The 12,345-nt window shown below is 50.6% G+C and carries 11 protein-coding genes; 1 reads left to right on the top strand and 10 read right to left on the bottom strand.

Annotation, left to right across the window (positions count from 1 at the left end; genetic code table 11):
- Window positions 1-7 precede the first annotated feature (7 nt).
- The 7 genes from BM114_RS02135 to fabG are packed head-to-tail and all read right to left on the bottom strand — an operon-like array spanning window position 8 to window position 5,438.
- On the bottom strand, window positions 8-892 hold the full coding sequence (locus tag BM114_RS02135) for an LpxL/LpxP family acyltransferase (protein WP_092109922.1): 885 nt from the start codon (window positions 890-892) through the stop codon (window positions 8-10).
- A gap of 1 nt (window position 893) precedes the next feature.
- A complete protein-coding gene (locus BM114_RS02130) occupies window positions 894-1,142 on the bottom strand; it encodes an acyl carrier protein (protein WP_092109920.1) in 249 nt (82 codons plus the stop codon).
- Window positions 1,143-1,168: 26 nt separating this feature from the next.
- The gene (locus BM114_RS02125; RefSeq protein WP_092109918.1) at window positions 1,169-2,263 is read right to left on the bottom strand and encodes a FlxJ family methyltransferase; all 1,095 of its coding nucleotides are present in this window, start codon (window positions 2,261-2,263) and stop codon (window positions 1,169-1,171) included.
- Between the two features lie 3 nt (window positions 2,264-2,266).
- Window positions 2,267-2,800 (bottom strand): hypothetical protein, encoded by a 534-nt coding sequence (locus tag BM114_RS02120; RefSeq protein ID WP_092109916.1) that lies wholly within the window; start codon window positions 2,798-2,800, stop codon window positions 2,267-2,269.
- Between the two features lie 8 nt (window positions 2,801-2,808).
- Complete coding sequence (locus tag BM114_RS02115) at window positions 2,809-3,408, bottom strand: hypothetical protein (protein WP_143089230.1); 600 nt, start codon at window positions 3,406-3,408, stop codon at window positions 2,809-2,811.
- Between the two features lie 35 nt (window positions 3,409-3,443).
- Window positions 3,444-4,664 (bottom strand): beta-ketoacyl-[acyl-carrier-protein] synthase family protein, encoded by a 1,221-nt coding sequence (locus BM114_RS02110; RefSeq protein ID WP_092109912.1) that lies wholly within the window; start codon window positions 4,662-4,664, stop codon window positions 3,444-3,446.
- Between the two features lie 45 nt (window positions 4,665-4,709).
- Window positions 4,710-5,438 (bottom strand): flexirubin biosynthesis SDR family reductase FlxB, encoded by a 729-nt coding sequence (gene fabG / locus BM114_RS02105; protein ID WP_092109910.1) that lies wholly within the window; start codon window positions 5,436-5,438, stop codon window positions 4,710-4,712.
- 727 nt (window positions 5,439-6,165) lie between these two features.
- Here fabG and BM114_RS02095 point away from each other — a divergent pair.
- Entirely contained in the window at window positions 6,166-8,697 is a 2,532-nt protein-coding gene (locus tag BM114_RS02095) for a DUF5686 family protein (protein WP_092109906.1), read from the top strand.
- An 86-nt stretch (window positions 8,698-8,783) separates the two neighbouring features.
- Here the strand turns inward: BM114_RS02095 and BM114_RS02090 are convergent, their stop codons facing one another.
- From BM114_RS02090 to BM114_RS02080, 3 genes are all read right to left on the bottom strand, one after another.
- The gene (locus BM114_RS02090; protein WP_092109904.1) at window positions 8,784-9,917 is read right to left on the bottom strand and encodes a nucleoside recognition domain-containing protein; all 1,134 of its coding nucleotides are present in this window, start codon (window positions 9,915-9,917) and stop codon (window positions 8,784-8,786) included.
- 106 nt (window positions 9,918-10,023) lie between these two features.
- On the bottom strand, window positions 10,024-10,731 hold the full coding sequence (locus BM114_RS02085; protein WP_092109902.1) for an HAD family hydrolase: 708 nt from the start codon (window positions 10,729-10,731) through the stop codon (window positions 10,024-10,026).
- 109 nt (window positions 10,732-10,840) lie between these two features.
- Window positions 10,841-12,328, bottom strand: coding sequence for an NADH-quinone oxidoreductase subunit N (locus tag BM114_RS02080; protein ID WP_092109900.1), 1,488 nt, complete (start codon window positions 12,326-12,328; stop codon window positions 10,841-10,843).
- Window positions 12,329-12,345 lie beyond the last annotated feature (17 nt).

Genomic DNA, 12,345 nt, shown 5'->3' with positions numbered 1-12,345 from the left:
TCTCTTTTCAGTTCTCGTCCCAGAATTCATAGTAGTTGAACCACTGGGTGGGATAATCCTTTATCGTACTTTCCAGATTCTGCGCATACAGCCGGGCAAGGTCTTGCGCGCGTTCCTTGGCCGTCGGTTCCTCTGCCTCCAGCTGCTTGATGTAGATGTGATACTTCTTCGCGCTCTCTTTCATCACATTGATTGCAATGACGGGAACTTCCCGCTGAGTGGCAATGGCGAAAGGTCCCAAGGGTAGCTTTGCCGCTTTTCCGAAGAGCGGGCACTCCACATGTCGGGGACTTCCGAAGATTCTGTCGGCGGGAATACTGACCGACTCTCCGTCGGCCAGCGCGTTGCTCATGGCGAAAAGGTGGCTCATGTCCTCCCGGATGGGAATCATTCGGATGTTGTGCTGCGTGAGAATGCGCTGCCGATTCTGCATAACCGTTTGCGCCTCACCGCCATAGACGAGCGCATTGAAGCGCTTTGTCTCCGCCACGAGCGTATAGCCCGCTGCCTCGTAGTTACCAATGTGGGCACTCAGGATGACAAATCCTTTCTCACCTGCGGCCAGACGCTGATAGAAGTCATAGTTGTCGATGTCGAAATCAAACCTTCCGCCCCCGTAAATATAGAACCGGTCGATAATCACCTGGGCAAATTTGCAATGGTTGAGGTAGGTATTCCAGAATGCCCGCAACGGCCTTTGCTCCAGCCTCCTGCGGAAAAAATGATACATCGAGATATACCCTTTATGGGCAAAGAGCATGCAAAATGGAATGACGAAAACAGCCACTCCCGCATAGACGAAGCGCAGCGGGAGGACGCGCAGACTACGGATGAGCCAACGGTGCATCCATGTCGTGCCGGCCGTGTTTCCCTTCCATTCTCTTTCCGGCATGCTACTTATCTCCTACTTTGCCTTCTATATAGTCGCAGAACTGGCTGAGCGTCTTCACTCCTGCCATTTCCTCGGGCTTAATCTTGAAGCCAAACTTCTTTTCTACAATGACTACGATATCGACGAAGTCGAGTGAATCGATGCCCAGATCGTCCTTCAACTGAGCCTCGGGAGCAATCTTTTCTTCGTCGATTTCAAGGTCGTCAATAAGGAATTCGCGTACTTTTTCTTCTATTTCCTGTCTTGTCATAATTCTTTTTAGTTGTTTATTTTGCTTTATTCTGATTTCTTTATCTCAAGGATGGAATGCCCCTGTCCGAGGTTATCATGGATTTTCGCCACCTGCAAGCCGGCTTTCTCTACGATTCGCATCAAGTCTTCGCTATGATACATCTTGCTGTTGCCGTTGGCGATGGCCGTGAAATAGAGGCTGGTCTGCGTCAGACAGAAGGCCGCCGGCTCAAAGCGTTGGCGATCCCAAAAGGTCTCCATAATATAGAGCGTCGACCTTTCGTCCATGATTCGGGCAGCTCTCTCCAGGATACTTGCTATCTCCGATTCCGCAAAACAGTCCAGAAACTGACTCATCCAAATGGCATCATAATGTCGGTCGGTCGGGAACAGGCTGTTCGGATCCAGCATATTGACAGCGAAACCGTCGATGCGGTCGGCACCAGACTTGTCTTTCGTGGCCTCCCTCATCAGCTCCAGCTGCTGCGGGAGATCCATAATGGTAACCCTCACATCGGCATCGTGTCCGACACACTGTAGTGCCCACCGACCCGTATTGCCGCCCACATCGAGCAGAGTCTTGAGCTTTCGGGCAAAGACTATCCGCAAGGCCTCCTCAAAAGAGCTGTCGCTATAGAAATGGTCGAAGGCAAACCAGCTCTTCCGGACGGCCTCCGGCAATCGGGAGAGTCCCTCATAGACCGTAGACCAGTTGCCAAAGTGCCTCAATCCAACAGGTTTTCCCTCCTTCAGAGCCTCTTCGAGACGGAACATTCCCTCGTAGTTGACATCATGGTTGAAGTCGAGATTCACGCGGGTAGCAGGATCATTGAGCAGGAACCAGCCCGTTTTGGAGAGGGAGAAACGATTCGTGGCGGGATCGACGAGCACCGTTCCTATCGTAAGGGATGCCTCCAGAAGACACTTTGACGCATAGACCGAGCAGCCCACACGCTCCGCAATCTCCTCGACAGTCAGTGTTTCGTCGCGAAGTCTATCGAGAATGCCCCACTTGACCATGATTCTCGAGACCTCGAAAACTATCGGTCCGAAGGCGATAAACTCCGCCGCCCGTTGTGCATCACGGGCTGACAGCGTCTCCTGAGTATATTTCTCCTGCAGAGATTCGGATAGATTCATCCCTTACTTTCCTGTCATTGCCTTTAGGAGGAGCTTTCCCAACTTCTTACCAGAGGAGCGGAAACCATCGCCCCAAAGGTTGGACATGGAGCCGAAAACTCCACCGTCGCCGTCAATATTGAATCTGGCAACCTCTTTGCTGGTAGCTGTTTCTCGCACGATACACTCCACAAGCTGGTTTCCTTTCTTATCAACAGCCAGAGGGGCAATCAATAATGTATATTTCAATTCGGGCTCCCGGGTGAGATAAATGCGCTTTTTGTTCAGCTTGCTATTAGCTTCCGGAAGCATATCCTCACGCAAACGAGGCTGTAATTCCTCGTCAAGTTCCTTCTCTGCATCATACTCCGGCTGCTCCGAATTGCGGTATTTTACCCATGCAGCCCTGTCCATATCACAGATTTTCAGACGGCTCCAGTCTTCAACGACATTCAGTCTCGACTGCCCTTTCAATACATCCAGGCTACCTTTTACTTCCTGTGCGCCCGCCGCAAGAGTTACGAACACGGCTGCCATTATCATCATATACTTCTTCATATCTATTCCTATTTTTGTTTCTGAGCAAATTCCAATATCAACTGTGCCATCTTCTTATAGGTAAGTCCACGACGGCGGGTCTCGGAGCTTGCCACCTCAAAGGCACGGGTAGCTACTCCACGCAGCTTGCTGATTTCAAGAACACAGACTGTCTTCCCCGTTTTCTGGTCGATAATATCCACCGTCCCACTCACCTCGCAGGCACCCGTCTTACGGGAAAAGGTGGGGACAAACATGGCTACAGCCGTACTTCCAAGATCTAATTTATCTATATGCACGATTACTTTATAGTCTGCCTCGCCGCCTTTTATAAGCGTAATGCTCTTCTTGCTCTCGTCATTCCAACGCTCCATGAAGTAATTGTCCTCTGTGTCCTGACACTCCTTAGGCCAGTCTTTTACATTTTCCTCGCCACGATCTTTCAGATATTTCTGTAAAGGTTTTCCCTCGCAAATCGTGTTTTTGTAATCAAATGTGAAGATTGCCGTTTTTCCAGGCTGGTTCAATACCGTGGGATCACCGCTCTTAAGGGTTACTTCCTTGTTCTTAGCACTTGCCGTTGCCAATGCCAACAGCATGAACGACATGAATAGAAAGACTTTTTTCATTGCTTTTAATGTTTAATTTTATACTTATAATTATGCTAAACTCTCTTGATGACTAATGCCGAATTGGTGCCTCCGAAGCCGAAGCTGTTGCTGAGGACGGTGTTGAGTTCTGCCTCACGGGTCGTCGTGGCAAGGCGCAGGGGCTCGCTATACTCATCGGGATTGTCGAAATTGATGTTCGGCGCAATGAAGTTGTTCTGCATCATGAGCACGCTATAGACCACCTCCGACGCACCTGCCATCCAGCATTCATGGCCTGTCATTCCCTTCGTAGACGATATCCAGGCATGCCTGCCGCGGAAGAGCCGGTCGAGGGCTATGGCCTCGAACATGTCGCCCTGATGCGTACTGGTGGCATGGGCGTTGATATAATCGATGTCATCAGCCTCTACTTCCGCCATTTTCATGGCCCGGCTCATGGCAATCACGCTGCCGTCGTCGGAAGGCTGGCTGATTCCTCCCCCGTTGGAAGAGAACCCATAGCCCGTTACCTCGGCAAGAATCGGAGCCCCGCGCCTGACTGCACTCTCGTATTCCTCGAGCATCACGGCCGCCGCGCCGCCGCTGGGAACAAGTCCGTCGCGGTCTCTGTCAAACGGGCGGGAAGCCTTCTGAGGCTCATCCATGCGCTTGCTGAACGCATTGAGGGCATCGAACGATGCCATACTATAGAAGTTAGTCTCCTGGGCACCACCGCAAATCACCCTGTCCTGAAGCCCCTGCTTGATGAGCAGGAACCCCAAGCCGATGGAATGGCTGCCGCTGGCACAGGCGCTGCTGACCGAGAAGTTCACCCCCCGGAGGTGGAAGATGGCACTCAGGTTCATGTTCACGGTGGAGTTCATTGCCTGAAAGATATAGCCCGAACCCAGCAGTTGCGTATCGTGTTTCTCGGCCATAATGTTAGCCGACTCTATCACCGGCTTCGCCGAAGAGTCATTGCCGAATATCACGCCGACCTCGTTCCGCAATAGGAAATCCTCGTCGATGCAGGCCTGGCCGAAGGCTTCCCTTGCAGCCATGAAGGCATACTCGCCCTCCTCCGGCAGCCCAATACGCTCCCGGCGGGGAAGGATGCCCTTCAAGACGGGTTGTTCCACAAGTCCGGTAAGCGCCGACTGATAACCATATTCAATACGCTTCTCCTCGATGCCGATGCCGCACTTCCCCTCTCGCAGAGACTGGGTTACGGTTTCCTTATTTGTTCCCAAACACGACCAGATGCCCATGCCGGTGATTACTACTCGTCTTTCCATTATTTAATTCATAAGTCTTAATGCACTATGCATAATAAGATGTCATTAAGTATATAGGCCTCCATTTACCTGAATTACCTGTCCCGTGATATACCCGGCCCTCTCGCCGGCGAGGAATCCTGCCAGCGCGGCCACCTCCTCGGGAGTTCCGAAACGCCCCATGGGCACGAGCTTGCAGAGCTCCGCCTTGTCAAGGTCGGCCGTCATGTCGGTGTCGATAAAGCCAGGGGCAATGGCGTTCACCGTAATCCCGCGCTTCGCCACCTCCTGAGCCAGGGCTTTCGTAGCCCCGATGAGGGCTGCCTTGGCGGCACTATAGTTCGTCTGACCAGGCAATCCCTTGATGCCGGAGAGCGAGGCGATGTTGATTATGCGCCCTCCGCGGTGCGTGAGCATATTCTTAAGCAACCGGCGGGTGATGAAGAAGAAGCCGTTGAGCGGTGTGCGGATGACCTCCTCCCATTCCTCGTTCTGCATGAAGATGAGCAGGTTATCCTTGCGGATACCAGCATTGTTGACCAGTACGGAGATGTGGTCTTCCGGATGACGGTCTTCCCAGTCGGCCAAGGCCTGCTCCGTGGCGGCGGCATCAGCGACATCAAACTTCAAAAGCTCGGCACGACCGCCGCTCGCGCTGATTTCCCCGACTGTCTGCTGAGCTGCCTCATCGTTGCTGCGATAGTTGATTACTACAGGCATCCCCGTCGATGCCAGCTCATGGGCAATGGCCTTTCCGATGCCCCGAGAGCCTCCGGTTACGAGCGCGTATTTCATTCTCTTCTCCTGTTTTGCATGCAAAAGTACGAAAGTTTTGTGAAATTCAAGAAGTTTTTTGTTATTATTTATGTACGCAAGCCGCCATACTTACATGAGACGGATGAAAATGAGAATATTAGCAGAATTACGAAAATTGGCTTTATAAAAGCATTTCCATCCTGTTTCATCAGGCAAACCGCCATTTGCCGGCGATGTTCTAAAAGTAAGACAAAGAGAGAAAACTCACCGATTTTTTAACACAAAATCAGCAACCGGAAACGGGAAGACGAACTCCGAGAAGAGGGAAAACAACCCCGAAACACACTCAGCAGAGCCCCTTTTCACGCAAAAGACCGCCTCCTGCATTGCTGTTAACGGCCTTTTACTTTCCTTTTAGCCGTTAAAAGCTAAGCTTTTAGCTGCCTTTTACAAACTTGTTTGCCGTTTTTTGGCGCCCTGGGGACGAACTCTCCCGAAGCATCTTTTTGCATCTGACTGAAAGTCAGTCGATTATAAAAATCGCAAAAACAGGGGTATTTTACCCATTATTGACGACAGTAGAAAACTCCGCTGCCATTCACAGGCTGAATTTTAACAATTAAATGCCCTTATCGTACACTACCGCAGTCGGGTCAACGCTTTCGTTTTTAACAGTATTTCAATGAGCTTGTCTATATTTTTGCTCATTTTTCTACATATTCCGGAAAAATATGAGTAACTTTGCCGAAAGGTTTTTAAGATAATAATGGTCAAGAGAATATTTTTCTACATATTGTTCTACCTTACGGCGTTCACGGCTCAAGCACAGACTACCTATGTGAAAGGGCAGGTGAAAGACAGGTCGGACGGTACGCTCCTGCAACGCGCCAGTGTGAAGTATCAGGGCAGCAAGGGCTCCGTACTGACCGACGAACTCGGCAACTTCCGCATTGCGAAAGAAGAAGGCAGAACCCTCCAGATTACCTGCGTGGGCTACAAGACGAAACTGGTGAAAGTTTCCCGCGGTACAGAATTCATTGAAGCCCGCATGGAGAGCGACTCCAAGACGCTCAGTGAGGTGAAGGTGAAGGCGAAAAGACGCAGGTACAGCCGCAAGGACAACCCCGCCGTGGAGTTGATGAAGCGGGTAATTGCGAAGAAAAAACACAACAAACTCGAGTCGCATGACTTCTTTCGCTATGAGAAATACCAGAAGATTACATTCTCAGTAAACGATGTTGACAAAATAAAACACGACACGACACGCACGCATTGGTATACAGATCAGATAGAAATCTCTCCCTTGAACGACAAGAAAGTGATGCCTCTGACCGTGGATGAGACCATCTCCACGCGCCTGTTTCGCAAAGATCCTGAGAAATCGCAGGACATTATCAAAGGGAAGCGAACCAAGGGCGTGAACACAATTTTCCAAACCGGAGAGATGGCAAACAACATGTTGAAGGAAATGTTTAAGGATGTTGACATCTACGATGATTTCATCATGCTCCTGCAACATGAGTTCACCAGCCCCATCGGACGCACCGCCATCAGCTTCTATCGCTTCTCGATCATGGATACGGTAACCGTAGAAAACGACAGCTGCTACCATCTGCTGTTCTATCCGAACAATCATCAGGACTTCGGATTCCAGGGCGAACTGTGGGTGATGAAGGACTCGTCGCTGCATGTGCGACGGTGCAAGCTCCAGATTCCGAACAAGAGCGAGGTGAACTATGTGCGCAACATGCATGTACTGCAGGAATATCAGCCGGCGCAGAACGGGGAATGGTGTCTCTCGCAAGACGACATGTGGGCGGAGTTCCGCATGTATGACTTCCTGCCGGATGTGCTCGTTACCCGCAATACACGCATCACCGACTACGACTTTACGGCGTTTGACGACAAGGAGTTTCGCGGCAAGGCCAAGGAATATACCTACTCGATGGCCAAGCAAAGGGACGAGAGCTTCTGGGATCAGAACCGTAAGACGGAACTCTCCAAGGGAGAGCAAGGCATGGACGACTTCGTGGACCGCATGATCAAGACCAAGCATTTCGGATGGGTGATGTTCGGACTGCGAGCCCTGATAGAAAACTTCGTGGAGACCGGGAAGAAGGGTGAGAAGAGCAAATTCGACATCGGGCCGGTGAATACGATCATTTCCTATAACTTCGTCGACGGCCTCCGCCTCCGCGCAAGCGGGCGAACCATGGCCGCGCTGAATCCGCACCTCTTCTGGAGCGGCTACGGCGCATACGGCCTGAAGTCGAGAAACTTCTACTACAACTCCACCCTCACCTACTCCTTCAACAGAAAGGAGAACTCCCCCTTCGAGTTCCCCAAGCGCAACATCGTCATCGAGAGCGAGAAAGATGTCATGTCCCCCTCGGACAAATTCATACATAACAACAAGGACAACATGTTCATGGCCGTGCGCGCCAAGGATGTCCGCGAGATGTATTTCTATAACCGGCAGAGCATAAAGTTCGACTATGAGGCACGCTGGGGCTTCCGCATGAACCTCGGACTGAAGACGGAGAGCAACCAAGTGGCCGCCGACCTGCACTTCAACCCTGTCAACGGGGGCGAGGAGGTGAAGAAGTTCCGCACGACGGAGCTTACTTTCGGCGTAGGCTACTGCGCCAACACGGCCTTCGTAAACACGAAGCAGAACCGCTTCGCCATCAACTATGACAAGCCCGACATCAATATTCAGCACACCACGGGATTCAAGCATTTCCTCGGAGGAAACTACAGCCTCAACCTTACGGAGGCCAGCCTGTACAAGCGTCAGTGGCTGGGAAGCTGGGGACATGTGGACATGCTCCTGAAAACCGGTGCACAATGGAACAAGGTGCCGTATCCCCTGCTCATCATGCCGCCCGTGAATCTTTCCTACTTCAACCACGACGAGACCTTCTCGCTGATGAACAACATGGAGTTTCTGAACGACCGTTATGCATTCTGGAGCATTGCATGGGACATGAATGGGAAACTGTTCAACCGCATTCCGCTGCTCCACTACCTCAAGTTCCGTGAATTCATTGCCGTCAAGGGTATGTGGGGATACCTCACGAACAAGAACAACCCGTTTGAGCGCAGCAACGATCCGATGCTTTTCAGGTTCCCCGCACGCACGCGCCTGATGACCAATCAGCCTTACTGGGAGGCCATTGTCGGCATCCACAACATCTTCCGCATGTTCGGCATAGAATATGTAAGAAGGCTTACCTACACCAAGCACAGCGACATTGACAAATGGGGCATACGCTTCCACTTCAACATAGCGTTCTAAAAGAAGTCTGCTGACTATGCATATAAAAAGGATTGGTTCCCCTTATGGGAATCAATCCTTTTATATTTTCTTCTGGAAAATCTCGGTCAGAACAAAAGAAGATACAGCAAATGGGCCATGATCGCAGCGACGAGCCCACCCAATGTATGCGAGATAATTGCCTTGGAAGTCAGTTCACGATAACCGAGGGAGTCGAGCATAGCCGTATGCGTGCTCAGGAATCCACTCCAGCACATGCCGATGGCGGTGAACACAGCGACGGCATTCCCGTCTATCCACCCCTGCCGGATGAAGTTCGGCACCAGGCTCAAGGCGGCTCCTACAGCTCCCAACGCCGTAATCGGGAATGCGATCTGATGAGGATCCGTGAAGCCGAACAGCCAGTCGATAAGCCAGTCGGCCTTGTTTGCCAGCCATGGCAGAAACTCCACGCCCTGATAGGCCGCACCCGTAAACTGGCCGTTTGCGTCGGGGCCGAAAGTGAGAATCATCACCAAGGTCGAGATTATCAATACTCCCGGGATGATGGCCACACCTATTTCCACTCCTCCCTTGCCACCGTCAAGCAGGGCATCCAGCGTACGGAGAAAGACCGACTTACGCTCGCGGGGAGCCTTCTCCTGCTGTTGTGTGGCGGCATCGGGGGCTACGGCTACCTCTTCCGCATAATTCGGATAAGCCTTGAGGACGAAGTGCTGCATCAGACGGGTAGACACGATGCAGCCGCAGAAAGCCCCCACCAGGCCTATCAGCGGCTCCGCGCCGAACCCCTGGCTTATCATGAAGATGATGACAATAAGTCCCATGCCAAAGGCCGTGCCGAAATTGGTGAGGGATATATACTGATATTTCTTGAAGAAACTGCCGAAATGCTTGTCGTGCGCCAAGGATATAATCGCCGGATTATCGCTCAGGAATGTCATTACCGCACCCAATGCGGCAACACCCGGCAGATGGAACAACGGCTTCATCAATGGGCGGAGCACCCTTTCGAGCAAGTCTACTACGCCAAACTCCACGAAAAGCTTGCCCAAGGCACCCGTTATCACGCAGATGCCCATCAGATAGAAGACGGTATTCAGCAACAGGTCGTGAGCCGTGTGCATGATGGTGTTCAGCATGTTGGCAGCTCCCATCCTGGCACCGATGGAAAAGAAGATGAAGAGAACGACACCTAGACAGGTAAGTGCGGAAATCGTCTTCGAATGAATATGTTTCATCTTGCAACAAGGTTTTTAGTTTTCAGACAATTATAACGCAGCAAATTTACGGTTAATTCTTGAATTCCGCAAGTATATTCATCCAAAAATCACACCTCTGACGCAATTATTTCAAATAAGCGAGAATATCGGCGAACTTGTCGACCCGGCACAGTCGGGAATGGTCATACTCGTCCACAACCTCATGTTGCCATACTGCGTCGAACGGTATATAGATGGCATTGCCACCCAACTGCAATACCGGAGCGACATCGCTCTTAAAAGAATTACCTATCATGAGCATTTCTTCCAGCCCTACACCATGCCGGGCACAAAGCTTCTGATAACTTTCAGGCGTTTTGTCAGATACTATCACGACATCATCAAAATATGGCAGAAGGCCGGAACGGCGGAGCTTGTTTTCCTGATCAAGAATCTCGCCTTTGGTAAAGACCACCAGCCAGTATCTATGCAAGTGATGAAGTTCTCTGAGGGTATCCTCTACTCCCTCCAACGGAGTAGCCGGAAGATTTAGCAAGACCTTTCCTAATTCAATGATTCTTGCCATTTCCGAGGCAGAAATCCGATGACGGGAATACTCTATGGCATTCTCTATGAGCGAAATGGCAAAAGCCTTGCAGCCATAGCCCAATAGTGGCATGTTCCTGCTTTCGACCTCAAAAAGAGCCTCACGGGGAGCCGGCTGTCCCTCTGAGCGATAGGACTCGAGAATCCCAGCGTATTCCTCCTCTGCACGATCAAAATGGTTCTGGCAGTCCCAAAGGGTGTCGTCGGCATCAAAGGCCAGAAGTCTTACCTGACTGAAATCTATCATTTGCTTGCTCTGATTTTATGGAGAAAAAAGATAGATGCCTCTTATCGGACATCTATCTTTTTGTTTTGCTATATCAACCATTCCTAACCAAATGGCTAAAAACAATTCATTATATTGCTACTGATATCCAGTTGTAAACACCACTGCAAACACCGAAGAGGACAACGCCCACCGTACAGATGGCAAGAGCCAGTTTGGTTGACGCGGCGCTTTCAAAGGCGGGCAACGGGTTATCGCTATGCTTGATGAACATTGCCTTCACAATGAGCAGATAGTAGTAGAGTGAGATCACCGTATTAATCAACGCGATGAATACCGTGGCATAGGCCAAAGCACCAACGGTCGTGGTAATCTCCGCACCCTTTACCGCTGCCATGAACACGAAGAACTTAGAGAACATCCCCGCGAAAGGAGGAATACCTCCCAGCGAGAACAAGGCCAAGGTCATCAGGAATGCCAAACGGGGATTGGTTTTATAAAATCCATTATAGCTATCTATCTCTACCGTACCGTTATTATGCTCTTCAACCGAACTGATGATGGTGAAGACGGCCAAGTTGGCAACGACATAGACCAATACATAGTAAGACAAAGCTACGGCACTCATCGTGTTGTCGCCAATCACGGCCAACATGATATATCCAGCCTGAGAGATTGAACTGAAAGCCATGAAGCGTTTCAAATCACTCTGATGAATGGCAAAGAGGTTGGCAACCGTAATGGAAAGAACGACTACAATCATAAGCATGTACTGCCAATAAACCGTCATCGGGGCAAATACCTTCATCAAGATTGCACACAATGCAAATGCAGCGGCACCCTTGGAAACGACAGAAAGATAACCCGTAACGGTGGTGGGAGCTCCCTGATAGGTATCCGCTGTCCAGAAATGGAACGGCACGAGGGAAATCTTGAAACCAAGTCCGCTAAAGAAGAATACCATTCCGATAATCGTCATGGGCGTTACGGTTATCCGCATTGCCACATCATCGAAATAGAGCGTGCCTACCGCACCATAGACAAAACTGATGCCATAGAGCATCACGCCACTTGAGAATGTAGCCGTAAGGATGAACTTTGCACCGGCCTCAGCGGAATTATGGCGATACTTGTCGAGTGCCACAAGACATGCCATCGGCACGGAAGCCAGTTCAAGTCCCAGGAAGAACAGAAGGAAGTGGTTGGCGCTTACCATCATGTTCATGCCAAGGAGCGTGGAAATAACGAGCATATAAAACTCGCCTTCCTTGAAAGTAGTGTCCGGACGCTGCAACCATTCACGCGCCTGAATCAGCACAATGAGTGTGCCCAAGGCAAGAATGGTCTTGATAACCCCGACAATCTCATTCGTTACATACATTCCGCCAAATGTGGAAGCCTCTGCTGTCGGGAAGATATTGATAACAAGGTGGGCAGCCATCAATAATACAACGAGCGCATTAAAGAACGGACGAGACTGATCGGGAGCGGTCCCGCCATTCTCCGCACTCACCAAAATGGGCTTGCGAGCAGTCATAAAGTCTGCAATGAAGACAATCACCATGATAACAACCAGTGTTACCTCAGGAACCATATTTAGGAATTGTGAATAATTCATCGTTTCAAAACTTAAAA

This window comes from Prevotella sp. KH2C16 (assembly GCF_900113305.1).
GTDB lineage: Bacteria > Bacteroidota > Bacteroidia > Bacteroidales > Bacteroidaceae > Prevotella.
The sequence above is the reverse complement of the archived record's forward strand: the minus strand, read 5'-3'. Positions and strand labels throughout refer to the sequence as shown.

Coding starts and splice junctions, on each gene's coding strand:
- BM114_RS02080 (WP_092109900.1), bottom strand. CDS start 12,328: ATGAATTATTCACAATTCCTAAATATGGTTCCTGAGGTAACACTGGTT.
- fabG (WP_092109910.1), bottom strand. CDS start 5,438: ATGAAATACGCGCTCGTAACCGGAGGCTCTCGGGGCATCGGAAAGGCC.
- BM114_RS02110 (WP_092109912.1), bottom strand. CDS start 4,664: ATGGAAAGACGAGTAGTAATCACCGGCATGGGCATCTGGTCGTGTTTG.
- BM114_RS02125 (WP_092109918.1), bottom strand. CDS start 2,263: ATGAATCTATCCGAATCTCTGCAGGAGAAATATACTCAGGAGACGCTG.
- BM114_RS02085 (WP_092109902.1), bottom strand. CDS start 10,731: ATGATAGATTTCAGTCAGGTAAGACTTCTGGCCTTTGATGCCGACGAC.
- BM114_RS02130 (WP_092109920.1), bottom strand. CDS start 1,142: ATGACAAGACAGGAAATAGAAGAAAAAGTACGCGAATTCCTTATTGAC.
- BM114_RS02135 (WP_092109922.1), bottom strand. CDS start 892: ATGCCGGAAAGAGAATGGAAGGGAAACACGGCCGGCACGACATGGATG.
- BM114_RS02115 (WP_143089230.1), bottom strand. CDS start 3,408: ATGAAAAAAGTCTTTCTATTCATGTCGTTCATGCTGTTGGCATTGGCA.
- BM114_RS02090 (WP_092109904.1), bottom strand. CDS start 9,917: ATGAAACATATTCATTCGAAGACGATTTCCGCACTTACCTGTCTAGGT.
- BM114_RS02120 (WP_092109916.1), bottom strand. CDS start 2,800: ATGAAGAAGTATATGATGATAATGGCAGCCGTGTTCGTAACTCTTGCG.
- BM114_RS02095 (WP_092109906.1), top strand. CDS start 6,166: ATGGTCAAGAGAATATTTTTCTACATATTGTTCTACCTTACGGCGTTC.